This is a genomic window from Erythrobacter sp. RANMB8 (genome assembly GCF_056848235.1).
In genome coordinates this window covers 1-22,365 of sequence record NZ_JBREHG010000016.1, presented here as the reverse complement: position 1 = coordinate 22,365, position 22,365 = coordinate 1, and the positions used below count along the sequence as shown (strand labels likewise).

Here is a 22,365-nt window from a genome sequence, read left to right as displayed (position 1 = left end):
GGCTCAGATATCCTGCGCGATCCGCCCGTAAAGCTGCGGGCGGCGGTCGCGGAAGAAGCCCATGCCCGCCCGGTGCGTCGCCGCACGCGCCAGATCGAGCCGGGCGACCAGCACGCCGCTTTCGCCCGCGCCATATTCGGCGACCAGATCGCCCCATTCGTCGGAAATGAAGGAGTGGCCGTAGAACCGCTGCTCGGCCCCCGCAGGCCCTTCCGCGCCGATGCGGTTGGCGGCGATCACCGGCATGCAGTTCGATACCGCATGGCCGATCATGGCGCGGCGCCACATCCGGCTGGTGTCGAGTTCGGTGTCGTAAGGCTCCGATCCGATCGCGGTGGGATACATCAGCAGTTCCGCGCCCATCAGCGCCATTGCGCGCGCGCATTCGGGATACCACTGGTCCCAGCAGATGCCGACGCCGACCTTCACGACAGCCCCGCCCTCGCCCGGCACATCCCACACCTTGAAGCCGGTGTTGCCGGGGCGGAAATAGTATTTTTCCTCGTAGCCCGGCCCGTCAGGGATGTGGCTCTTGCGGTAGGTGCCCATGATCGCGCCGTCAGGGCCGATCATGGCGAGGGTGTTGTAATAGTGGTGCCCGTCGCGTTCGAAGAAGCTGGTGGGGATTGTCACCTTCAGCTTCGCGGCGAGCGCCTGCATTGCAATCACCGAGGGGTGTTCCAGCGTAGGCCGGGCGAGCGCGAACAGCGCTTCGTCTTCCTCGCGGCAGAAATAGGGGCCGGAGAACAGCTCGGGCGGCAGGATCAGCTGCGCGCCGGCAGAAGCGGCCTCCTCGACCAGTGCCGCAACGGCGGCGATATTGGCGGCTTCGTCAGACGAGCCGAGCGGAAGCTGAAGGGCGGCGACAGTGATAGCGGTCATGCCGCCGCCCCTACTCGATTACTTCGACTTCTTGAAGAGCAGCGTCATGCGGTCGCTTTCGCCCTTGCCTTGCAGGTCGGCACGCTTGGTGGCGAGCGTCGGGGGCATTTCCCACACGCCTTCGGGGTGGTCGGCAGTGTCCATCGGGTTGGCGTTGATCTCGCTCGCGGCGACGAGTTCGAAACCGTGGAGACGCATGAAATCGATCACGTCCTGCTGCTTCAGATAGCCCTTGGTGCCGTTGGCATAGGACCACGGCGCATCCGCCTTGGCACGGTGCTGGACGATGCCGATCAACCCGTCATCCTTCAGCAGTTCGCGCATCGCCCGGATTTCGGTATCGGCGGTGCCGCCGCGGGTGATGCCGTGCAGCGCGCGGATCACGAGGATCCGGTCGAAGGTGCCCTTGTGCTCGGCCGCCTTGTCGAGCGTCATGCCCGAAAACTTCTCCGCCGGCAGCCCGGTATAGCCTGCCACTTCCGCGCCAAAGCCTGCCGCCTGGTCGCGGATGCGCTGCTGGCGGGCGGGATCGGGCGTGGCGGTCAGCGGATTGGCATAGATGCCGACCAGCTGGCCCTCGCCGCCCAGATAATGCCCCAGCAGGCGCGAATACCAGCCGCCGCCGGGCGAATATTCGCCAACCTTCATGTGCGGGCCGACATGGAAGAAGGCCAGCACCTCGGCGGGGTGGCGATGCACGTCGCGCACGGCATCGTCCTTGCGCGAGGGGTGGTTGATCGCCGCCGACACAGCCGCGCCATGCATTGTGTTGAAGGTGGCGGTGTCCTTCACGTGGTCATCGCCCATGGCGGCGTGCCCGGCATGGTCACCGTGGCCCATGTGCTGCTGCGCCATCAGCGGTGCGGCAAGGGCGAGGCCGCTGGCGGCGGCGGCAAGGATCAGTCTGTTCACGAAGCTCTCTCCTGAAACGCGGATGGATTGTCTGTCCGTCTGGCAAAAACGGCTGATGCCCCTATCTGTGCCAGAAACCAACGGAGATTTCGATGAGCAACCATGAAACGGCGATCATTGCAGGCGGATGCTTCTGGTGCACCGAGGCGGTGTTCCGCGATGTGGTGGGCGTGAGCGGCGTGGAAAGCGGCTATATCGGCGGCACCAAACCGCACCCGACCTACAAGGAAGTCTGCACCGGCGAGACCGGCCACGCCGAGGCGATCCGCGTCACCTTCGATCCCCACGCCATCAGCCTCGCCCAGATTTACGACGTGTTCCTCGGCACGCATGATCCGACGCAGCTGAACCGGCAGGGCGGCGACATCGGCACGCAGTATCGCAGCGCGATCTTCCCGCTGTCGGACGAACAGGGCGCCGAGGCCGAGGCGGCGATCGCGCGCTGGAATGCCGAGAACGGCAAGCAGGCAGTCACCACCATCGAAGGCCTGTCGGGCGGCGTGCAGACCGCCGAATGGTATCCGGCCGAGGACTACCATCAGGAATACTGGGACGGCGAAGGCCAGAGAAACCCCTATTGCCTCGCGGTGATCCCGCCCAAGCTGATGAAGCTGCGGAAGTCGTTTCAGAAGTATGTGAAGTGATCACTCCCCCGTCCCGGGCTTGACCCGGGACCCAGCTTTCTATTGCGCAAGAAAAGCAGCGGGGCCCCGGATCGGGTCCGGGGCGGCGAAGTTATCTGACCCACCGCGCCACGAAAAACCCGTCAAGCCCGCCCTGATCGGCCAGCATCCCCGGGTGCGTACGCAGCCAGCCTTCTGGCGTCGGGGTAAGGCCTGCCGGCAGTTCCTCTGCCGTGATCGGCTGCCGGGTCAGGCCGAGGTTGGCGTCGATCCATGCGGCCTGTTGCTCGCCCTCCTCCGCCTCCAGCGAGCACACAGCGTAAACCAGCACCCCGCCGGGGTTGAGCCAATCGGCTGCCCGCGCCGCCAGCGCCCTTTGCAGTTCCACCATCTCGGCCACCTGCCCCTTGCCGATGCGGTGCAGCACATCGGGGTGGCGGCGGCAGGTGCCGGTCGCGGTGCAGGGCGCGTCGATCAGGATCGCGTCGAAACGGTGCTTCGGCTCCCAGACAAGCGCGTCGGCGCGCACGGGCGAGGCCTTCAATCCGGTGCGCTTGAGGTTGTCCTTCAGCAGCTCCAGCCGCCGCTTCGACAGATCGAGCGCGGTGACATTCCAGCCTGCCGCCGCCAGCTGCATGGTCTTGCCGCCGGGTGCGGCGCACAGATCGAGCACGTTTTTGCCTGCTCCTGCACCCAGCAACCGCGCCGGAATCTGCGCGGCGAGATCCTGCACCCACCAGTCGCCCGCCTTGAAATCGGCAAGGCTCTCCACCGCAGCGCCACGCGGCAGGCGCACATGGCCCGGCGCAAGGCTGATCCCGCCCATCGCCACGGCGCGGGTCTGGGTTTCGGCGGCGTCCTTCAGCGCCAGATCGAGTTCGGGCGGATAGGCGAGGCCGGGGGCAATCGCGGCGGCCTTGTCCGCGCCCCAGCGGGCGGTGACGCGTTCGGGCAGGGTGGGGGCTTCGGGCAAGGCCGCGCCCTGTTTTATCAACGCCGAAAACACCCCGTGCGCCAGCCTGCGCGGGCCACCTTCGAGCAGCGCAAGGCCGGTGGCGATCACCGCGTGCGGCGGCGTGTCGAGCCGCAGGGCCTGCGCCAGCATCAGCCGCAGCACCATGCGCGCCTTGGCATCATCGGGCAGGCGCTGTTTCGTCGCGGAATCGATCAGCGCGTCGCAATCGGTCAGCCAGCGCAGGGTTTCGCCCGCAATCGCCTTGGCCAGCGCGCGGTCGGGCGCCTTGCGGATGTCGGCGAGCGCTGCGCCTTCGGCCTGTTCGAGCGTCTCGCCGCGCCGGAACACGGCATCGAGCAGGCGAAGCGCAGCGCGGCGCACGGGGAGTCCGGGGGGTAATGCCATCCACGCGCCCCTAGAGCATCGCGCGAAAAAGTGGGAACCGGTTTTTCGCATCAAGCGATGCGACCACGAAGGCGCCTTCCTTGAAACAAAGCGCCAGCATGGGCATTTGAACAGGCATGACCAAGGAAAAATCCGAAGCCGCGAAGAACTTCAAAAAGCCCGCCCACTGGACCAACGATCCGGTGCCCGCGCCGAAGAAGGTGACGAACGACGAAAAGCTCTCTCCCACCCGCTATGGCGACTGGGAACGGGGTGACGGGATCGCAGTGGATTTCTAGCACAACTCGTCATTGCGAGGAGCCGGAGGCGACGAAGCAATCCATTTACCGAGGCCGCGGAAAACGCGAAGGCGGGCCATGGATTGCCGCGCCTTCGGCTCGCAATGACGAGAGTTAGACCCCGTCTAGGTCGCTCCAGACCCCCTCTAGACCCCTTTTAGGCCCGTTTTTGCCCCTCTCCGGCCAATGTTTCACGTGAAACATTCAAGGTTCCCGGCGGCAAAGCCGCCGCAAGGCCGACCGGCCGCCCGCAGCGATGCGATCGTCAGATCGCGTGAGCGAGGATTTCGCAGCGCGGATGCGCTGCGGAACATCAAAGACTCACAAACGTCACTTTCAGCCCGTCCTTGGGTTGCGGGATCGGCCAGTCCTGCCATTCGGGATTGTAGCCCGCCGGCGCCTCGATCCGGTACCGCTGGAGCAATTGGGCGAGCAGGATCTTCACCTGCATATAGGCAAAGTGCAGGCCAAGGCACATGTGCGCGCCGCCGCCGAACGGCACCCACGCATATTTGTGGCGCGCCTTCACCTTGTCGGGCGTGAAGCGCAGCGGATCGAAGGTGAAGGGATTGTCCCAGTATTCCTCGGAATGGTGGGTCCAGTAGATGTTGATCCCCACCATCGCGCCCGCCGGAATGCGGTAGCCGCCATATTCGAACGCGCGCAGCGCCCGGCGCGGCATCGAGGGCACCGGCGGGATCATCCGCAGCGATTCCTTGAAAGCCATTTCGGTGAGGTCGAGCTTCGCCAGATCGTCGTAATCGAGCGGGCGCGGGTTGCCCTCCCCGTCCGGCCCGCCGGTGACCGCGAAAATCTCCTCGCGCAGCTTCTCCTGCCATTCCGGATTGGTCGCGAGATGGAAGATCAGCGAGGTGGCTGACGAGGTGATGGTGTCATGCGCCGCCATCATCAGGAAGTTCATGTGGTCAACCACCTCGTCGACCGGCAGCAGCGAGCCATCCTCGCGGGTGGCGGTGGCGAATTGGCTGAACATGTCCTGCCCGCCGCCTTCCGCACGGCGGCGCAGGGTTTCGCGGGTGAAGTATTCGACCAGGAACGCCCTGCCATCCACGCCCTTCTTCATCTTGGTGAAGGGCAGCGGCTTCCTCACCGGCGCGACCGAGGCCTGCACCATGTCCACGAAGGCCACGTTGATCTTGTCCGCCTCAGGCCCCCACGGCAGGCCGATGAAGCTGTCCGCCGCCAGATCGAGGGTGAGCTTCTTGATCGCCGGATAAAACTCTTTCGGCCCGGCCCAGGTGGCGACCTCGCGGGCGATGCCGCGATTGAGCGCGCCCGAATAATGCCGCATCGGTTCGGGCTTGAAGGCGATCGACAGCGCGCGGCGGTCGATCCGGTGATGGTCGAAATCCATCAGCATCAGCCCGCGCGGGAAGAGCTGGTCGAGGATCGGCCCCCAACCCTGCTCGCTGGAGAAGATCTTGTCCTTGTTGAACAAAAGCAGCTCGTTCGCCTCGGCCCCGATCAGCGCCACCTGCCAGCCGCCGAAAGCGCGGTTCTTGTAAACCTTGCCGTGCTTCGCAATCATCCGATCGGCAAAAGCGTGCGGATCAGCGAGCATGGTGAAGGTGTTGCCGACCAGCGGCCAGCCCGCCTCGCCCGGAATATGCGCAAGGTCAGCCTCGGTCAGACGACCTTCGCCCCAGTGACGGGGTGCGCCAGCGGGCGCTTCGGCAGTGCGGGGGGCTTCGGCAAGGGTGGCCATGAGAGGTCGGCTCCGTATCAGGTTCGGATTCGAAACCTACATTAGTGCAAGTTTCCGAAGCGTCAAACCCATCCGGAAAGTTCGCGGCGCAGCATCGTGTCGATCATCGCCAGCCCTGCGTCAGAGGTGTTGAGGCAATCGAGCACCGCGTATTCCTCGCCCCCGTGCTCGAGGAATTCCTCGCGCCCTTCGATCGCCAGCTCCTCCAGCGTCTCGACACAATCGGCCGCAAAGCCGGGCGCGGCGACCACCAGCCGCTTTGTGCCCTTGTCCCCTTCCGCCATCAGCGTGGCATCGGTCGAAGGCTCAAGCCAGCGGGCCGGGCCGAAGCGCGACTGGAAGGTGGTTTCGAACCGCACGCCTTCGAAGGCTGCCCGCGTGGCCAGTTCCTCGCGCAGCAGGCGGGCGGTTTTCATGCAGTGGCAGTAATAGGGATCGCCCTTTTCCAGCGTCTGCTGGGGCATCCCGTGGAAACTGAGCAGCATCACTTCGGGCCTGAAGGTCAGCGCCTCGACCTGCCGGGTCAGATCGTCAGCCAGCGCGGCGATGAAGGCGGGATCATCGTGATAGGGCGGCACAAACCGCAGCGCGGGCTGCCAGCGCATCTTGCCGAGCACGCGGGCGATCTCGTCGAACACGGTCGCGGTCGTCGCGGCGCAATATTGCGGATACATCGGCGAAATCAGGATACGATCGCAGCCGTCCGCCATCAGCGCCGTCAGCCGGCTTTCGATCGAGGGATTGCCGTAACGCATGGCCCAATCGACCTGCACCTTCTCGCCGAACCTGCCCATCATCGCCTCGGCCTGGCGCGCGGTGATATCGGCCAGCGGCGAGCCCCGGTCGGTCCAGATTTTCGCGTAGGCTTTCGCGCTTTTCTGCGGGCGGGTGTTGAGGATGATGCCGCGCAGGATCGGCTGCCAGGCAATCGGCGGAATCTCCACCACCCGCGTGTCCGACAGGAACTGCTTGAGATAACGGCGCACCGAATCCGGATCGGGCCCGTCGGGCGTGCCGAGGTTGACCAGCAACACGCCGATCTTGCCGCTGTTGACGGGGGGGTGATCGCCCGGAAGGCGCTGGGTCTGCCAGGTCATAGCCCGCCTAACGTCTGGCGCGCGTTTCGTTTCCGGGCGTGGCCGATTGCCCGGAGCGATTGTGGCAAAAATATCCGGGTCATATGCCGTCCGAAAGTAGGGGCAACCGTCTCAGGCGCAAGCCTGTAGCCGAAAACAGCGCATTGGCAATCGCGGGCGGAGCGACCACCGCGCCCAGCTCGCCGGGATCGGCAGGCGGGGCTTCGCTGGCGATAAACTCGATCCGCATTTCCGGGCAATCGCCCAGCGTCGGCAGGCCCAGCGCGGCATATTGCGCCGTTTCGGGCAGACCGCCGCGCAGCTTGACCGGATTGCCGAGCGCGATGCCGATGCCGAACACCAGCCCGCCCTCGATCTGCTGCAAGGCAATGTCGTGGTTGATGATCCGCCCGATATCGACCGCAGCCGACAGGCGCATGACGCGCACCCCGCCCTCGCCCTGCCTTGCGGTGGCGACGCAGGCGATGCGGGCGGCCTCGGGCCCTTCGCCGATACGGGCGCAGGCGATGCCCTGCCCGCTCTGGTCGGCCCCGCCATCCCATCCGGCCAGCTGCGCGGCGCGTTGCAGGCAGGCCGCCAGCCGCACATCGCTGCCCAGCATCGCCATGCGGAAGGACAGCGGCTCGCGTTCGGATTTGGCGGCGATCTCGTCGATGAAGCTTTCGATCGCGAAGATCATCGCCCCGTGGGCATTGCCGCGCACCCGGCCCACCGGCAGGCCGGTTTCGGCCGGCAGGTGCTCCACCAGCACGGCAGGCAGCTGATAGGGCGGCACCGCGCCTTCCACCGCCAGCGGATCGGGTTGCCCTGCCGTCTCGCGCATTGCCGCAGTGGTGGTGAGATTGCCGAACAGCCGCTTGCCAAACTCCTTGGCGGCGGGCGGCGTGGCGATCCGCAGGCGCAGCGCGTCGATCGCACCGGGGGTGGTCTTCGACAGCTGCGCCCCTGCCAGCACCCACGCCGGTGCACGCGGGCGGGCACGGATGATCTCGTCGCGGCGCGGCCAGGTCAGTTGCACGGGCCGGTCAAGCTCCTTGGCGATCAGCGCGATTTCGATCGCGTGATCATGCTCCAGCCGGGCATCGAAGCTGCCGCCTGCGGGCATGGGATAAAGCGCCACATCCTCGACCGAAATGCCGATGGCGCGGGCGGCAGCGATGCGCGCCTTTTCGGGCGCCTGACTCGCCATCCACAGATCGAGCCGCCCGTCGGCATAGCGCGCCGCAGCCGTCGCGGTTTCGACCGGCGCGGCATAGGCCGGTTCGATCTCGTAACGGCGGCCGATATCGACCCGCTGCAAAGCCTCCCCACCGAAGCCGGTTTCGGCCATGGTGAAAGCCTCGCCGCCGGCCAGCGTGGTGTCGAGCCTTGCGGCGATTTCGTTGCTGCTCACCGGCGCTGCGGTGCTGAAGCGCGGTTTCATCGCAGCCAGCGCCTCGTCGGCGCTCCACCAGGTGGTGGCCGCGACCGCGAGCCAGCGCTTGCTCTCGATGATCCCGACCAGCCCCTTGATCCCCGCCGCCGCATCGCGGTTGAAGCCGGTCAGTTCGGAATCGTCGGCAGGCCCGTGGCGGATCGAGGCATAGACCATGCCCGGCAGGCGCACATCGCCGGCAAAGCGGAAGGCGCCATCGACCTTGGACGGCAGATCGAGCCGGGGATAGGCCGGCGCGGCGTCCGCCTCCGCCGGAAGCGGGGCTTCGCGCAGGGGTTCGGTGCGCAGCGGCGGGGGATCGGGCGGGGTCCATCCGGCGGCAGCCTCGGCCAGTTCGCCGAAGGTCGCACGCTTGGTGCCATGGGTCACGAAACCGGCGGCAACCTCGCATTCCTCCCATGCCACGCCCCAGCGCGATGCGGCCTCCTGCGCCAGCATGGCACGCGCCGCCGCCGCCGCCTCTCGGCACGGCATTTCATAGGCGGCAAGCGCGGTGCCATCGGCGGTGGCATTGAAGCGCTGCGTTTCGGCAAAGCGTTCGGCCATCATCGCATCGGTCGCGGCCGAAAGGCCCGCAAAGCTCGGGTCCCACAGCGCCATCCACTTCATCGCCAGCGGCACATTGGGATAGGCGCCCGAAACCGGCGCAGGCTCGACCGCGATCTGCCGCCAGTCCGCGCCCAGTTCGTAAGCCACGATCTGCGGCAGCAGCGTGGTGATGCCCTGCCCCATCTCTAGCTGCGGCACCGCGACGGTGACAACCCCGTCCACCGCAATCTTGAGCCACGCCCCGAACACATGCTCGCCGCCCGCCGCGACCAGCGGGGTGCGATAGCTGCGCGGCATCAGCCACCAGGCGACCAGCAGGCCGCCGCCCGCCGCCGCGCCGGTCAGCAATCCGCGCCGTGTCACCTGCATCGCCTAGATTTTCCCGGTATCGAGCCAGCGGGCGAGCCGTTCGGCAATCGCCCGGAACGGCGCGGCGGCTTCATCGTCGCCCGCGGCTGGCGGATCGCCCCGGTCGCCCGCGATCCGGGTTTGCAGGGTCAGCGGCACCCGGCCAAGGAAGGGAATCTCGAGCGCGGCGGCAAATTTCTCGACGCCGCCCTGCCCGAACGGATCGCTCACCTCGCCGCAATGGGGGCAGGCATAGCCCGCCATGTTCTCGACCAGCCCGATGATCGGCACATCGCCCTGTTCGAACAATTGCCCGGCCCGCGCCGCGTCGATCAGCGCGAGATCCTGCGGGGTGGAAACCAGCACCGCGCCATCGGGCCGGTGGGCCGAGAGCATCGAAAGCTGCACGTCGCCGGTGCCCGGCGGCAGGTCGATCAGCAGCAGATCGGCATCCCCCCAGTCGGCATCGACCAGCTGGGTCAGCGCCTTGCCCGTCATCGGCCCGCGCCATGCCAGCGCCTTGCCCGGAGCGACGATGTGCCCCATCGACAGCACCTTGACCCCGTGGCGGCTGTCGATCGCCACCAGCTTGTCGCCTTCGGGGGTGGCGGCGGGCTTGATCCCCTCGGTCGCCAGCAGCTTGGGCTGCGAGGGGCCGTAGATGTCGCCATCGATGACGCCGACCTTGCGGCCCATGCGGGCCAGCGCGACCGCGAGATTGGTGGTCAGCGTCGATTTGCCGACCCCGCCCTTGCCGCTTCCCACCGCGATCAGCCGACGACGGCGGCGTTCGCCGGTCAGGGCGATGCGCACCTCGTCGATGTCAGGCAGTGGCGAGAGCGCAGCGGTGATGGCGGCTTCCAGCTCTGCCCGCGCAGAATCGGACAGATCGCCTGCTTCGGCAACAATCACCGCCCGGCGCGAGACGATCCGGGCCGAGCGCAGGCGATGGTTGATTTCAGGCGAAAGCGCGGCGCGGATCAGCGCCTCTTCGGCATCGGGTTGGCGGGGTGGATCGGGCAGGTTGTTCATTTCGGCACGCCTCTAACACCAAAATCACGCAGCGAACCCCTGTTTTTCGCCGGAACCCGTGCCTATACATGGGCTATGCAGAGAATGGACGGCTGGAGAGAGCGTCTTGGCGCGGGCCTGATAGGCCTTGCCATGGCAGGCAAGAACCCCTGGGGCGGGAGCGGGTCGGGCGACGATGGCGCTTCAGGCGACGACGGCGCGAGCGGCGACAAATCCGGTGGCGACAGCGGCAGTGGTCCGCGCAATCCGTGGCTGCCGGGCGGCAATGAACCCGGCAAGAGGCGCTCGGCCAGCATCGAGGACATCTTCAAGAACCGCGGCCCCGAAGGACCGCGCCGCGCCGGTGGCGGCGGTGGCACGGGCGGGCCGGGTTTCCGCCTGCCCGAACGCCGCAACGGCAAGAGCTGGGTGCCGGTGATCCTTGGCGGCGTGGCGGCCGTGTGGGTGATCGTGACCTCTTTCCACTTCATCCAGCCGGGCGAACAGGCGGTGGTGACATGGCTAGGCGGGAAATATTCGCACACACTCGGCTCAGGCACCCAGATCACTGCGCCCTGGCCGATCCAGATGGTCGAAAAGGAAAACGTCACGCAGGTGCGGCTGGAGGAGGTGCCCGGCACCAACACCGAAAAGCTGATCCTGACCGGTGACCAGAACCTTGTCGATCTGACCTATCTGATCCGCTGGAACATCTCCGATCTGGCGCTCTACAAGTATCAGCTCAACGATCCGCGCAACGCTCTGCTGGAAATCGGCGAGGCGGCGATGCGCGCTGCGGTCGCCCGGCAGGATCTCGATACGGTGCTGACCGGCGAAGGCCGCGCGGAAATCGAGCAGGACGTGCGCAGCGCGATGCAGGCGCGGCTGGATGCCTACCGTTCCGGAATCGCGGTGCAGGGGATCGAAATCAACAAGGTCGACCCGCCGAGCCGTGTGGAAGAGGCCTTCAAGGATGTCTCGTCCGCCCAGCAGGATGCCGACGCGGCGATCAACCGCGCCCGCGCGGTCGCCCAGCAGCTGCTCGCCCGTGCACAGGGCGATGCATCCGAGTTCAACGACATCTACGAGGAATACAAGCTCGCGCCCGAAGTGACGCGCCGCCGCCTCTATTACGAGACCATGGAAGCCGTGCTGTCGAAGACCGACAAGACCATCGTCGAATCCGGCAATGTCATGCCGTACCTGCCGCTGCCTGAATTGAAGCGCCGTGCCGCTGCGCCCGCGCAGCCGCAGGGGGAGTAAGCCCATGAACGCACTGTTCCAGAACACCAAGGCGATGGTCGTTGCCGCAGCCGTGATCGTGGTGGCGCTGCTGTCCAGCGTGGTGATCGTCCCCGAAACGCATCAGGGCGTGGTCATCTTCACCGGCAAGCCGGTGCGGGTGTTCAACAAGTTCAAGCCCGACGTGCCCTATGGCCAGACCGGCGCAGGCATCCAGTTCCGGATCCCGTTTGTCGAACAGGTGCGGATGATCGATCGCCGGGTGCTCGATCTCGACATGGAACGCACGCAGGTGCTGTCCAATGACCAGCAGCGCCTGCAGGTCGATGCCTATGCGCGTTACCGCATCATCGATCCGGTCAAGCTGGTCGAAAAGGCCGGCGATGAACGCCAGCTCGAAGCGCAGCTGCTGCCGATCCTCACCTCGGTGTTGCGGCAGGAACTGGGCCGGCGGCCGTTTTCGGCACTGATCAATGCCGAACGCGGCACGGCGATGGCCAACATCACCCGCACGCTCGATGCGCAGGCCCGCAATTACGGCGCGCAGGTGCTCGACGTGCGGATCAAGGCGGCCGATCTGCCCGAAGGCCGCCCGCTCGATGCCGCCTTCACCCGCATGGAAACCGACCGGCAGGAAGAAGCCGCCACGATCCGTGCCGCAGGCCAGCGCGATGCCCAGATCATCCAGGCCGAAGCCAGCGCGCAGGCCGCCAAGATCTACGCCGATGCCTATGGCAAGGACCCGAAGTTCTACGATTTCTACCGCGCCATGCAGTCCTATCGCCAGACCTTCCTGGCAGGCGAGGGGCAGAGCACCATGGTCCTGTCGGAAGACAGCGAATATTTCCGCCAGTTCCGGGGCGATCGCTGACCGGTTCGACCAGCGGCAGATTATGTCCGGCGAACGGGGGTTGGTGTTCAATCGCCGTTCAGGCCCGGACAGCGCATTTGGGGCACTGAAACCAGCCGCCCGGCTGGCCCCGTCAAGGTTTGAGGAACGCCGCAGCGACCCTGCGCATTCCTCCAGAGGATAAGGACCAAAAGGACGTGAGAGACGTGCGCTACGTTTATGGACTCTCGAGCGCGCTGCTGGTGGGCGGCGCTGCCATTTCGCTGATCACCGGCGCCCCCGTGGGCGCGCAGGTGGCGCAAAACGATGAGGCGGTGATGGACCGCGTGGTGCCGGTTGCCGGTGCACCCGCGAGCTTCGCCGATCTGACCGCACAGCTCCAGCCGGCGGTGGTCAACATCGCCACGCGGCAACGGATCGAAGTGCCGAACAATCCCTTTGCCGGCACGCCCTTTGCCGAACTGTTCAACCGCCGTCAGGGCGGTGGCGGCGGCCAGCCCCAGACCCGCGAGGCGCAATCGCTGGGGTCGGGCTTCATCATCTCGGCCGATGGCTATGTCGTGACCAACAACCACGTGGTCTCGCCCGACAGCCGCGCCAAGCTGGAATCGATCACTGTCACCCTGCCCGACGGCAGCGAATACGAGGCCGAACTGGTCGGCGCGGATGCGGCATCGGATCTGGCGGTGCTGAAGATCAAGTCGAACAAGACCTTCCCCTTCGTCACCTTCGGCGATTCGAGCGCGGCACGGGTGGGTGACTGGGTGGTGGCGATCGGCAACCCCTTCGGCCTTGGCGGCACGGTGACCAGCGGGATCATCTCGGCGGTGTATCGCAACACCGGTCAGGGCGGGGCCTATGACCGCTATCTCCAGACCGATGCCAGCATCAACCGCGGCAATTCGGGCGGCCCGCTGTTCGACATGCGCGGCAATGTGATCGGCATCAACAACGCGATCTTCTCGCCTTCGGGTGGCAGCGTCGGGATCGGGTTCGCCATCCCCGCCGAAATCGCCGCACCGATCGTGGAAAAGCTGCGCGCGGGGCAGGAAATCCAGCGCGGTTACCTCGGGGTCGGCCTCCAGCCGATCGACGAGGATTTCGCCGCCTCGCTCGGCCTGCCCAAGCGCCGCGGCGAACTGGTGCAGACCGTGCAGGACGATAGCCCTGCCGCCCGCGCCGGGCTTAAGCCGGGCGACATCCTGACCAAGGTCAACGGCAAGGATGTGACCTCCGACCAGACCGTGTCGTTCCTCGTCGCCAATCTCACCCCCGGCGCGCAGGTGCCGGTGGAGCTGCTGCGCGATGGCAAGCGGCTGGCGCTCAACGTCACGCTCGGCAAGCGCCCGACCGAGGCAGAGCTTCAGGCCCAGACCCAGACCTTCGATCCCGATGCCGAAGAGCCGATGGCGCCCGGCACGTCCGACACGACGATCGAACAGAAGCTCGGGATGCAGGTGATGGCGCTGACCCCGCAGATCGCCCGTTCGCTGGGCGTTCCGGCCGAAACCAAGGGCGTGGTCGTGGCTGCGGTCGATCCCAATTCGGATGCCGCCCGCAAGGGGCTGCGCCGTGCCGACATCATCCTGTCAGCCAACTATCAGGACGTGGCCACGGTCGAGGCGCTGCTGGCGCAGGTCAATGCCGCTGTGGCTGAAAAGCGCGAGGCCATCCTGCTGCGCGTCCAGCGTCGCACCGCCCCGCCGCAGTTCCTGCCGGTTCGCATCCGCTAATCCGGACTGGGCAAAAAGAAAGGGCGCCGGGAGCTGATCCCGGCGCCCTTTGCGTTTCTGCCCGCCTGCCTATTCGGGGGGCGGCGCTGGTGGCTGTTGCACGACTTGCTGCGAATTGCGGCGCTGGACGCGGGGTATCTCGCCCCCGGTCGCCTGTTCGAGGAAATCCTCGCTCGCCGCAGGCGGCGCATTCGGCCCGCGCTCCCCATCGACACTGAACGGGCTTTGCGACGGATCGCGGCGCCCGGGTTCGACCAGATTGCCCTGCTCGTCGATGTAGTAATAGTCGTCCGGATCGCCGAACATCGCTTCCTCGTCGGGCTCAAGCTGCCATTCGGGCAGTTCGAGCGTCACGTCGAATTCCTCGACCGGGCGGTTCTTGACGGCATAGCGCATATAGGCGGCGAAGGCCTGCGCCGGAGCGCGTCCGCCCTGAAGGCCGGGCACCGCCTTGGCATCGTCACGCCCCATCCACACGCCGGTCGTGACGCCTGACGAGAAGCCGATGAACCACCCGTCCTTGTTCGAACTGGTCGTGCCGGTCTTGCCCGCCACCGGCCGCCCGATCTGCGCCGCACGGCCCGTTCCGGTCTGTACCGCTGCCTGCAACAGGTCGGTCGCCCCGGCGACGACGTAATCCGGCACCAGCGCCGCCTTGCGGGTAGGCTCGTGGCTGTAAAGCAGCTCTCCGCTTGCCGAGGTGACCTTGGTGATGCCGTAAGGCTCGACCGCCTGCCCCTTGGCCGAGATCGCCGCAAAGGCCTGCGTCATCTCGATCACCCGCACTTCCGAGGAACCGAGCACCATCGAGGGGAAGGTCGCCACTTCCGACGTCACCCCGAACCGCCGCGCCATCGAGGCGACGGTGCCGAACCCGACTTCGTTGCCGAGCTGTGCTGCCACCGTGTTGATCGAGAAAGCAAAGGCGGTGCGCAGATCGGTTTCGCCGACATTGCGGCCATTGGCGTTGCGCGGGCTCCAGCCGTCGATTGTAACCGGCGTATCGACCACGGTGTCTTCGGGCGTGTAACCGGCCTCCAGCGCGGCGAGATAGACAAACAGCTTCCACGCCGAACCCGGCTGGCGCATCGCTGCCGTGGCACGGTTGTAATTGCTCTCGACGTAATCGGTGCCGCCAACCATCGCGAGGATCGCCCCGTCGCGGTCAAGGCTGACCAGCGCGCCCTGCGCCCCTCCCGGCGTGTTCGCCTCGATCGCGGCGGTGGCGGCGCGCTGCATCCCGATGTCGAGCGTCGTCCACACCTCGATCGGCTCATAGGTTTCGGGCAGGATGATATCGAGCTGCGGCAGCACCCAGTCGGTGAAATAGCGCACTGAATTCTGCCCGGCATCCTGCTTCAGCTGCACGGTGCTGACATCGACCTGCGCCTGATCGGCGGTGATGTAGCCCTGTTCGCGCATCAGCCGCAGCACCACCTTGGCACGGTCGACCGCAGCCTGCACATCGGCGGTGGGCGAATAGGAACTGGGCGCCTTGACGAGACCGGCGATGATCGCGGCTTCCTCGACGCTGAGCTCGGTCGCCGGGTGGCTGAAGAATTTGCGGCTGGCGCTGTCGATGCCGTAAGCGCCGCCGCCGAAATAGACCTTGTTGAGATAGAGCTCGAGGATCTCCTCCTTGGAGAATTTCCATTCAAGCGCCATCGCCAGCACCGCCTCGCGCGCCTTGCGGTCGGGCGTGCGGTTGTTGTTGAGGAACAGGTTGCGCGCCAGCTGCTGGGTGATGGTCGAGGTGCCGCCGATACGGGCGCGCGAACCGGTCAGCCATTCGATCACCGCGCCGCCGAGGCGCACCGGATCGACGCCGTAATGCGAACGGAAGCGCTTGTCCTCCACCGCGACCATGGCGTTGGTCATGTTGACCGGGATATCTTCGTAATCGAGCCATTCGCCGAAGCTCGGCCCGATTTCGACCAGCTCGCGCCCGTCCCTGGCTCGCACCACGATGGTCTGGCCCGGCTGGGTGGCTTTCAGGGCCGAATAGCTCGGCAGGGATTGCGCCGCAAAACCGACCGCAAAGGCGAGGAACACCACGCCGAGCAGCGCCAATGCGCCGCCCCACAGGACCAGGCGCTTCAGCCAGACCTTCAGGCGCGACGGCGGGGTATCATCCGGCCCGCCTGTGGCAGCCGCCGCAGCCGAACGCTCCGTCGCTGCCCGGCGCGTGCCGCGTGCGCCCTTGTTCTGCAACCGCTCACCCCTTTTCGACATGCCTTGTGCCTATCCGATCCCCACCGGTCAAAGGTGGCGCTGCGTGCCCTGCATAGGGAAGTTGTAACCAGTGGTGAACCGGTAAAGCCCGCTACGGATCACCCTTTGGCGGGGGTGAACACCAGTGCGGCGGAGTTGATGCAATAGCGCAGGCCGCCCTGTTCGGGCGGGCCATCGGGGAAAACATGGCCGAGGTGCCCGCCGCACTTGCCGCAGCGCACTTCGGTGCGGACCATCCCGTAGGAGGTATCGCGGTGCTCCTCGATGACCTCGTCGGTCGACGGGCGGGTAAAGGCGGGCCAGCCGCAGCCGCTGTTATACTTGGCGGTCGAATAGAACAGCTGGGTGCCGCAGGCGGCGCAGTGATATTCGCCCTCGTCGTAGAATTTGTCGTATTCGCCGGTGAAGGCCCGTTCGGTCCCCGCCTCGCGCAGGATGTGATACTGCATCGGGGTGAGCTTCTCGCGCCATTCGGCGTCGGTGATGGTGCGGGGGTCGGGATTGTCCATGAATTGTCCTCTCTAACGAGAACTATATCGGTTCATCGCAGATGAACCGCAAGCGCGCCCAAGATTTCTGGCGCGCGCCCGCAGCGATGCGGCCTTCAGGCCTCAAGCAGCGAAGCGATAGGCCAGCAAGAACGCCCCGTGAGCGAGGATATCAGCTATCAAGCAACCCGTAATGCGCAGGCGGCTTGATCACGTCCATCCGCTCCGTGAGAAGCGGGCGGAAGCTCGGGCGGCTCTTGAACACGGCATACCAGCCGCGTGACTGTTCGTGCCCCGCCCAGTCGATCCCGCCGAGGTAATCCGCCACGGAAATCTGCGCGGCGGCGGCCAGATCAGCCAGGCTCATGGTCGATCCGGCCACCCACGGTCGGTTGTCGATCAGCCAGTCGAGATAATCGAGATGTCCGTGTGCCATCTTCATCGCATTGCGCAGCGCGCCGCTGTCGGGCGGCTGGCGCAGGATGCGCTTCTTCATCCGTTCGGACAGCAGCGGCGCGGTCACATCGGCGTAGAAATTCTCGTCGAACAGTGCCACCAGCCGGCGGATTTCGGCCCGCTGGGTGGCGGTGCCGTTGATCATCGGATTGCGATCGACCGTTTCCTCGAAATACTCCGCGATCGCCCGGCTGTCGGGGATCACGATCTGCTTTTCCGAATTGACGATCACCGGCGTGCGCCCGGCGGGGTTCAGGTTGAAGAACATGTCGGACGCGGCCCAGGGGTCTTCGCGCACCAGATCGAAGGGGATGTTCTTCTCGCTCAGCAGCAGCCGGATCTTGCGGCTGAACGGACAGAGCGGGAATTGGAAAAGTTGCCACATAGGGCTGTCAGCAGTGCCTCAAATCCGGCGGCAAATCCAGCGCCACGCGGGGACAATCGGGGGAGGAATCAGACGCCCGATCCTTCGAGGATCAGAAGGCAGGACGGCATGACCTTCGCAAGCTCGTCCTTGTCCTGCAAGGCGCGGGCCTCCGACGCCGCCAATGCGGCGATGCCTTCGCGGTCAAGCGCGGTCTCGTCCATCAGTTGCGCCAGCGCCCGCACGAAGAACTCGCGCCCGCGGGTGGCCAGCGGCGGCCATTGCTTGGCGCCGGCATCGCCCGTGGCCTGCCCGTTGGCGACCAGCGCAAAGGCCGCCGAACAGCGCAGCAGCGCACGCTGTTCCTGGGTGATCGGTGCAGGGGCGGCGGGTGCTGCCTGAAGCGCGAGGGCGGCGGCGAGTGATGTCAGAAGCATGGTGCCTCCTATGCCCCGCCAGATGAACCTGTGGCTACCGGAATCGCCATTGCGGGGGGCGGAAATCCGTCCTAATCCGCAACCTGTCTTACGAGAGGAGATGAATCCCAATGTTCAGTCACATCATGATCGGAACGAGCGATTTCGATCGCGCCAAGGCGTTCTATGACACGGTGCTCGCGACACTCGGCGCGGGTCCGGGGATGATCAACGTTGCCGCCACCGGCCACAAGCGCGCCTTCTGGATGCACAATGGCGGGATGTTCTCGATCAGCGAGCCGATCAATGATCAGCCTGCGACCTGCGCCAACGGATCGACCATCGGCTTTGCCTGCGATTCACTTGAACAGGTGAAGGCGTTCCACGATGCGGCTGTCGCTGCGGGCGGCAAGTCGATCGAAGACCCGCCGGGGCCGCGGGTGGGGCCGATGGGCACGTTGAACCTTGGCTACGTGCTCGATCTCGACGGCCACAAGCTGTGCATGCTGCACCGCGCAGGCTGAGCTTACCTACTTAATTCAAACACCGCGAATTCGGCGCGCCAGTTAGCTCCTGTCGCGCCGATTTCCGTTTCATCGGCAAAGAACCACGCCCGCTCGATGGTCGCGCCCTTGGCCTTCGCCAGATCGCGGAAATCCTCGACAGTGACGTGGTGGATGTTCTGCGTCTCGTACCAGCTTACCGGCAAAGCCCGCGTCACCGGCATCCGCCCGCCGAACATCAGCGCCGCGCGGGTGCGCCAGTGGGCGAAGTTGGGGAACGAGACAAACGCCCGCCGTCCCACCCGCAGCAACTCGTCGAGCATCAGGTCGGGCCGCGTTGCGGTCTGCAAGGTCTGGCTCAGGATCGCGTAGTCGAACGCCTTGTCGGGGTAATTCGCCAGATCGAGATTGGCATCGCCCTGCACCACGGAAAGGCCACGCGACACGCAGCGTTCGACCAGATCGCCGTCCAGCTCCATGCCCCGCGCATCGCAGCCGCTGACGCCTTCAAGCTCCGCCATCAGCGCGCCGTCACCACAGCCGATGTCGAGCACCCGGCTGCCCGGCGCGACATGGGCGGCAATGGCGGCAAGGTCTGGCCGCAAGCTCATTCGACAAACCCCTTCACCACCCGGTCAAGCTGGTCGTGTTCGAGCAGGAAGGAATCGTGGCCGTGCGGCGCGGAAAGTTCCACGAAACTCACCTTGGCTCCTGCCGCGTTCAGGGCATGGACGATGTGGCGGCTTTCGCTGGTCGGATAGAGCCAGTCGGTATCGAAGCTGACGATGCAGAACCGCGCATTCGTGCCGGCAAAGGCATCGGCGAGTTTACCGCCGTGCTCCTCGGCGATATCGAAATAGTCCATCGCTCGGGTGATGTAGAGATAGGAGTTGGCATCGAACCGCCGGGTGAAACCGCTGCCCTGATACCTGAGGTAGCTTTCAACCTGGAAATCGGCATCGAAGCCGAAGCTCTTGGCGTCACGATCCTGCAGGCGGCGGCCGAATTTTTCGGTCAGCCCCGCTTCGGACAGGTAGGTGATATGCGCCGCCATGCGCGCCACGGCGAGGCCGTTGTCGGGCCGGGCTTCGCTGGCGTAATAATCGCCTTCGTTCCACGCCGGATCGGCCATGATCGCCTGCCGTCCGACCTCGTGGAAGGCGATATTCTGCGCCGAGTGCCTTGCGGTGGAGGCGATCACCAGCACCCGCGCCGCACGCTCCGGCCAGTTGGCGGCGAGGCTTAGCGCCTGCATTCCGCCCATCGACCCGCCGACCACGGCGTGCAGACGTTCGACCCCGAGCCCGTCAAGCAGCGCCACCAGTCCCCTCACCATGTCGCGGATGGTGATGACGGGGAAGCGCATGGCATAGGGCTGGCCATCGGGCGCGAGGCTGGCGGGCCCGCTCGATCCCATGCAGCTGCCGATGACATTGGCGCAAATGACGAAATGCCGGTCAGTGTCGATCGGCTTGCCCGGCCCGACCATCCGCTCCCACCACCCCGGCTTTCCGGTGATCGGGTGCGGGCTGGCGAGATACTGGTCGCCGGTCAGCGCATGGCAAACGAGCACCGCGTTCGAGGCATCGGGCGCAAGGGCGCCATAGGTCTCGTAGGCGATCTCGCACGCCTCCAGTGCCTGGCCGCTATCGAGCGGCAGGGGATGGGGGACCTGATAGACCTTGGAAACCGGCGCAACGTTCATTGGCCGTGCGACTTGGGGAAGCCCCCCGCCCATGTCAATCGGCACGGCGGGCGGCTGCGCGTTTTCGCGCTGTATTCGCGGGCGCAAACTGGTTATCGCGCCACTCGCATGACCAAGCCCGAACCCAAACCATGGATCAGCCAGATCCACGCCTATGTTCCCGGCAAGTCCAAGTCGGCGAGCGGCACGCCGCTGACCAAGCTTTCGGCCAACGAAAACCCGTTGGGCGCCAGCCCGGCGGCGCTGGCGGCGCTGGCGGAAAGCCATAATCCGGCCGACTACCCCGATCCCGATGCCCGCGCCCTGCGCGACAGGATCGCGGCAGTGCACGGGCTCGATCCGGACCGGATCGTGTGCGGCACCGGATCGGGCGAGCTGCTGCACTGCGCGGTGCAGGCGCTGTGCGGGCCGGGGGACGAGGTGCTCTGCTCGCGCTACTCCTTCTCGCTCTATCCGCTGCTCGCTCACAAGGTCGGGGCGACAGCGGTCTTTGCCGAGGATGACAGTTACGCCGCCAGCGTCGACAATCTGCTGGCCGCGGTCACCGAACGCACCCGCGTGGTGCTGCTCGACAACCCGAACAATCCCGTGGGCACCTTCCTGCCACCTGCCGAAGTCGCCCGTCTGCACGCAGGGCTCCCCGCCAATGTGCTGCTGGTGATCGACGAGGCTTACGGCGAATATGTCGATCCCTCGTTTCAGAGCGATGCCTTTGCCTTGGCTGCCGCGCACGAGAACGTGCTGGTCAGCCGCACCTTCTCCAAGGCCTACGGCCTTGCTGCCGAGAGGGTCGGCTGGGTCACCGGTTCGGCCCACCTGATCGACCTCGTCAACCGCCTGAGGGGGGCGTTCAACGTCTCGGTCAGCGGGCAGAAGGCCGCGCTGGCTGCCCTCGACGATCAGGCCTTCGTCACCGCAAGCCGCGAGCACAACACCCGTGAACGCGCCCGTCTTGCGGAAGCCATCGCGGGCCTCGGCAATCACGGCATTTCGGCTTCTCCGAGCGAAGCCAACTTCCTCCTCGTCCACTTCGATGGCGCGGTGAGCGCCGCCGCCGCGCTCGAAGCGCTGTCGGACGCGGGCTATGCCGTGCGCCACCTGCCCCCGCAGGGCCTGCCGAACAGCCTTCGCATCACCATCGGCACCACCAAGGCCGTCAGCGACGTCATCGCCACCCTGCGCCGGTTGTGCGGGGAAGCGGCATGACGATCAAGCGCGTCGCAATCATCGGCCTCGGCCTGCTCGGCGGCTCGATCGGGCTTGCGGTCAAGGCCCGTGGCCTCGGCATCGCCACCACCGGCTGGGACCGCGACCCGGCCGTGCGTGCGCGGGCGGCAGAGCGCGGGCTGGTCGGCACTGTCCACGACACGCCCGAGGCCGCCGTGGCGGACGCCGACCTCGTGATCCTGTGCGTCCCCGTCGGCGCGATGGGCGATGCGGCGCGGGCAATCGCCCCGGGCCTCAAGCCTGATGCCATCATCAGCGATGTCGGCTCCTCCAAGGAAGCGGTCGCCGCCGCGCTGGCCGCTGCCCTGCCCGGGGCCTGCATCATACCCGCCCACCCTGTCGCGGGGACCGAGCAGAGCGGGCCGGATGCAGGCTTTGCCACCCTGTTTGCGGGCCGCTGGTGCATCATCACCCCGCCCGAAGGCTGCGATCCGGCCCGGCTCGAAGCCCTGTCGGACTTCTGGACGAGCCTCGGCTCCAGGGTCGAGCTGATGGACGCCGCCCACCACGATCTGGTGCTCGCCGTGACGAGCCACATCCCGCACCTCATTGCCTACACCATCGTCGGCACCGCGAGCGATCTGGAGGATGTGACCCAGAGCGAGGTGATCAAGTATTCCGCGGGCGGCTTCCGCGATTTCACCCGCATCGCCGCCTCCGATCCGGTGATGTGGCGCGACGTGTTCCTGACCAACAAGGGGGCCGTGCTGGAGATGCTCGGCCGCTTCACCGAAGACCTCACCGCGCTCCAGCGGGCGATCCGGTCAGGCGACGGCGATACGCTGTTCGATCTGTTCACCCGCACCCGCGCCATCCGACGTCAGGTGATCGAACAGGGCCAGGACGACGAACGCCCCGATTTCGGGCGCGAACACGGCGCCTGACAAAGGGCGCCAGGCACGCAGCAGGTCAGAATGACAACTTCGGG

At 66.2% G+C, this 22,365-nt stretch carries 21 protein-coding genes; 8 read left to right on the top strand and 13 right to left on the bottom strand.

Annotated elements, in window-relative coordinates:
* Positions 1-3 precede the first annotated feature (3 nt).
* A complete protein-coding gene (gene aguB, locus ACU0AG_RS14725) occupies positions 4-882 on the bottom strand; it encodes an N-carbamoylputrescine amidase (RefSeq protein ID WP_482783037.1) in 879 nt (292 codons plus the stop codon).
* 18 nt (positions 883-900) lie between these two features.
* Positions 901-1,794, bottom strand: a complete 894-nt coding sequence (locus tag ACU0AG_RS14720) for a class I SAM-dependent methyltransferase (protein WP_482783036.1) — start codon at positions 1,792-1,794, stop codon at positions 901-903.
* Positions 1,795-1,886: 92 nt separating this feature from the next.
* On the opposite strand from ACU0AG_RS14720, the gene msrA reads away from it, so the two are divergent.
* On the top strand, positions 1,887-2,438 hold the full coding sequence (gene msrA, locus ACU0AG_RS14715) for a peptide-methionine (S)-S-oxide reductase MsrA (protein WP_482783035.1): 552 nt from the start codon (positions 1,887-1,889) through the stop codon (positions 2,436-2,438).
* A 91-nt stretch (positions 2,439-2,529) separates the two neighbouring features.
* On the opposite strand, the gene ACU0AG_RS14710 is transcribed toward msrA, so the two are convergent.
* The gene (locus ACU0AG_RS14710) at positions 2,530-3,777 is read right to left on the bottom strand and encodes an RsmB/NOP family class I SAM-dependent RNA methyltransferase (RefSeq protein ID WP_482783034.1); all 1,248 of its coding nucleotides are present in this window, start codon (positions 3,775-3,777) and stop codon (positions 2,530-2,532) included.
* A gap of 116 nt (positions 3,778-3,893) precedes the next feature.
* On the opposite strand from ACU0AG_RS14710, the gene ACU0AG_RS14705 reads away from it, so the two are divergent.
* A complete protein-coding gene (locus tag ACU0AG_RS14705; protein ID WP_482783033.1) occupies positions 3,894-4,055 on the top strand; it encodes a DUF1674 domain-containing protein in 162 nt (53 codons plus the stop codon).
* Positions 4,056-4,368: 313 nt separating this feature from the next.
* On the opposite strand, the gene ACU0AG_RS14700 is transcribed toward ACU0AG_RS14705, so the two are convergent.
* The 4 genes from ACU0AG_RS14700 to ACU0AG_RS14685 all read right to left on the bottom strand — a co-directional run bounded on the left by ACU0AG_RS14700 (position 4,369) and on the right by ACU0AG_RS14685 (position 10,242).
* Entirely contained in the window at positions 4,369-5,781 is a 1,413-nt protein-coding gene (locus tag ACU0AG_RS14700; protein ID WP_482783032.1) for a cytochrome P450, read from the bottom strand.
* 62 nt (positions 5,782-5,843) lie between these two features.
* Positions 5,844-6,878, bottom strand: a complete 1,035-nt coding sequence (gene hemH / locus ACU0AG_RS14695; RefSeq protein WP_482783031.1) for a ferrochelatase — start codon at positions 6,876-6,878, stop codon at positions 5,844-5,846.
* A gap of 79 nt (positions 6,879-6,957) precedes the next feature.
* Complete coding sequence (locus ACU0AG_RS14690) at positions 6,958-9,231, bottom strand: molybdopterin cofactor-binding domain-containing protein (protein WP_482783030.1); 2,274 nt, start codon at positions 9,229-9,231, stop codon at positions 6,958-6,960.
* Positions 9,232-9,234: 3 nt separating this feature from the next.
* Complete coding sequence (locus ACU0AG_RS14685; protein WP_482783029.1) at positions 9,235-10,242, bottom strand: Mrp/NBP35 family ATP-binding protein; 1,008 nt, start codon at positions 10,240-10,242, stop codon at positions 9,235-9,237.
* A gap of 132 nt (positions 10,243-10,374) precedes the next feature.
* Here ACU0AG_RS14685 and hflK point away from each other — a divergent pair, with 132 nt between their 5' ends.
* From hflK to ACU0AG_RS14670, 3 genes are all read left to right on the top strand, one after another.
* Positions 10,375-11,484: a protease modulator HflK gene (hflK, locus tag ACU0AG_RS14680; RefSeq protein ID WP_482783080.1), complete on the top strand. Its 1,110-nt coding sequence runs from the start codon at positions 10,375-10,377 to the stop codon at positions 11,482-11,484.
* A gap of 4 nt (positions 11,485-11,488) precedes the next feature.
* On the top strand, positions 11,489-12,334 hold the full coding sequence (gene hflC / locus ACU0AG_RS14675; protein ID WP_482783028.1) for a protease modulator HflC: 846 nt from the start codon (positions 11,489-11,491) through the stop codon (positions 12,332-12,334).
* Between the two features lie 176 nt (positions 12,335-12,510).
* Entirely contained in the window at positions 12,511-14,046 is a 1,536-nt protein-coding gene (locus ACU0AG_RS14670) for a Do family serine endopeptidase (RefSeq protein ID WP_482783027.1), read from the top strand.
* 69 nt (positions 14,047-14,115) lie between these two features.
* Here the strand turns inward: ACU0AG_RS14670 and ACU0AG_RS14665 are convergent, their stop codons facing one another.
* The 4 genes from ACU0AG_RS14665 to ACU0AG_RS14650 all read right to left on the bottom strand — a co-directional run bounded on the left by ACU0AG_RS14665 (position 14,116) and on the right by ACU0AG_RS14650 (position 18,023).
* Positions 14,116-16,278 (bottom strand): transglycosylase domain-containing protein, encoded by a 2,163-nt coding sequence (locus ACU0AG_RS14665; RefSeq protein WP_482783026.1) that lies wholly within the window; start codon positions 16,276-16,278, stop codon positions 14,116-14,118.
* Positions 16,279-16,376: 98 nt separating this feature from the next.
* Entirely contained in the window at positions 16,377-16,787 is a 411-nt protein-coding gene (msrB, locus tag ACU0AG_RS14660; protein ID WP_482783025.1) for a peptide-methionine (R)-S-oxide reductase MsrB, read from the bottom strand.
* A gap of 151 nt (positions 16,788-16,938) precedes the next feature.
* Complete coding sequence (locus tag ACU0AG_RS14655; protein ID WP_482783024.1) at positions 16,939-17,607, bottom strand: glutathione S-transferase family protein; 669 nt, start codon at positions 17,605-17,607, stop codon at positions 16,939-16,941.
* Positions 17,608-17,675: 68 nt separating this feature from the next.
* Positions 17,676-18,023: a hypothetical protein gene (locus ACU0AG_RS14650; protein ID WP_482783023.1), complete on the bottom strand. Its 348-nt coding sequence runs from the start codon at positions 18,021-18,023 to the stop codon at positions 17,676-17,678.
* Between the two features lie 110 nt (positions 18,024-18,133).
* On the opposite strand from ACU0AG_RS14650, the gene ACU0AG_RS14645 reads away from it, so the two are divergent.
* Complete coding sequence (locus tag ACU0AG_RS14645; RefSeq protein WP_482783022.1) at positions 18,134-18,526, top strand: VOC family protein; 393 nt, start codon at positions 18,134-18,136, stop codon at positions 18,524-18,526.
* A 2-nt stretch (positions 18,527-18,528) separates the two neighbouring features.
* On the opposite strand, the gene metW is transcribed toward ACU0AG_RS14645, so the two are convergent.
* On the bottom strand, positions 18,529-19,116 hold the full coding sequence (gene metW / locus ACU0AG_RS14640) for a methionine biosynthesis protein MetW (RefSeq protein ID WP_482783021.1): 588 nt from the start codon (positions 19,114-19,116) through the stop codon (positions 18,529-18,531).
* Positions 19,113-20,210 carry a homoserine O-acetyltransferase MetX gene (gene metX, locus ACU0AG_RS14635; RefSeq protein WP_482783020.1) on the bottom strand — a complete coding sequence of 366 codons (1,098 nt, stop codon included), beginning with the start codon at positions 20,208-20,210 and terminating at the stop codon, positions 19,113-19,115. Before metX ends, metW begins: the two co-directional genes overlap by 4 nt.
* A gap of 108 nt (positions 20,211-20,318) precedes the next feature.
* Here metX and ACU0AG_RS14630 point away from each other — a divergent pair, with 108 nt between their 5' ends.
* On the top strand, positions 20,319-21,416 hold the full coding sequence (locus ACU0AG_RS14630) for a pyridoxal phosphate-dependent aminotransferase (RefSeq protein ID WP_482783019.1): 1,098 nt from the start codon (positions 20,319-20,321) through the stop codon (positions 21,414-21,416).
* A complete protein-coding gene (locus tag ACU0AG_RS14625; RefSeq protein WP_482783018.1) occupies positions 21,413-22,321 on the top strand; it encodes a prephenate/arogenate dehydrogenase family protein in 909 nt (302 codons plus the stop codon). The genes ACU0AG_RS14630 and ACU0AG_RS14625 overlap by 4 nt, the downstream gene beginning before the upstream one ends.
* Positions 22,322-22,365: the final 44 nt, after the last annotated feature.

What these genes read in the sequence shown, in the direction of transcription:
- metX (WP_482783020.1), bottom strand. Translation starts at nt 20,210, where the DNA reads ATGAACGTTGCGCCGGTTTCCAAGGTCTATCAGGTCCCCCATCCCCTG.
- aguB (WP_482783037.1), bottom strand. Translation starts at nt 882, where the DNA reads ATGACCGCTATCACTGTCGCCGCCCTTCAGCTTCCGCTCGGCTCGTCT.
- ACU0AG_RS14665 (WP_482783026.1), bottom strand. Translation starts at nt 16,278, where the DNA reads ATGTCGAAAAGGGGTGAGCGGTTGCAGAACAAGGGCGCACGCGGCACG.
- hemH (WP_482783031.1), bottom strand. Translation starts at nt 6,878, where the DNA reads ATGACCTGGCAGACCCAGCGCCTTCCGGGCGATCACCCCCCCGTCAAC.
- ACU0AG_RS14650 (WP_482783023.1), bottom strand. Translation starts at nt 18,023, where the DNA reads ATGCTTCTGACATCACTCGCCGCCGCCCTCGCGCTTCAGGCAGCACCC.
- hflK (WP_482783080.1), top strand. Translation starts at nt 10,375, where the DNA reads ATGGCAGGCAAGAACCCCTGGGGCGGGAGCGGGTCGGGCGACGATGGC.
- msrA (WP_482783035.1), top strand. Translation starts at nt 1,887, where the DNA reads ATGAGCAACCATGAAACGGCGATCATTGCAGGCGGATGCTTCTGGTGC.
- ACU0AG_RS14625 (WP_482783018.1), top strand. Translation starts at nt 21,413, where the DNA reads ATGACGATCAAGCGCGTCGCAATCATCGGCCTCGGCCTGCTCGGCGGC.
- ACU0AG_RS14655 (WP_482783024.1), bottom strand. Translation starts at nt 17,607, where the DNA reads ATGTGGCAACTTTTCCAATTCCCGCTCTGTCCGTTCAGCCGCAAGATC.
- ACU0AG_RS14700 (WP_482783032.1), bottom strand. Translation starts at nt 5,781, where the DNA reads ATGGCCACCCTTGCCGAAGCCCCCCGCACTGCCGAAGCGCCCGCTGGC.
- ACU0AG_RS14685 (WP_482783029.1), bottom strand. Translation starts at nt 10,242, where the DNA reads ATGAACAACCTGCCCGATCCACCCCGCCAACCCGATGCCGAAGAGGCG.
- ACU0AG_RS14705 (WP_482783033.1), top strand. Translation starts at nt 3,894, where the DNA reads ATGACCAAGGAAAAATCCGAAGCCGCGAAGAACTTCAAAAAGCCCGCC.
- metW (WP_482783021.1), bottom strand. Translation starts at nt 19,116, where the DNA reads ATGAGCTTGCGGCCAGACCTTGCCGCCATTGCCGCCCATGTCGCGCCG.
- hflC (WP_482783028.1), top strand. Translation starts at nt 11,489, where the DNA reads ATGAACGCACTGTTCCAGAACACCAAGGCGATGGTCGTTGCCGCAGCC.
- ACU0AG_RS14710 (WP_482783034.1), bottom strand. Translation starts at nt 3,777, where the DNA reads ATGGCATTACCCCCCGGACTCCCCGTGCGCCGCGCTGCGCTTCGCCTG.
- msrB (WP_482783025.1), bottom strand. Translation starts at nt 16,787, where the DNA reads ATGGACAATCCCGACCCCCGCACCATCACCGACGCCGAATGGCGCGAG.
- ACU0AG_RS14645 (WP_482783022.1), top strand. Translation starts at nt 18,134, where the DNA reads ATGTTCAGTCACATCATGATCGGAACGAGCGATTTCGATCGCGCCAAG.
- ACU0AG_RS14630 (WP_482783019.1), top strand. Translation starts at nt 20,319, where the DNA reads ATGACCAAGCCCGAACCCAAACCATGGATCAGCCAGATCCACGCCTAT.
- ACU0AG_RS14690 (WP_482783030.1), bottom strand. Translation starts at nt 9,231, where the DNA reads ATGCAGGTGACACGGCGCGGATTGCTGACCGGCGCGGCGGCGGGCGGC.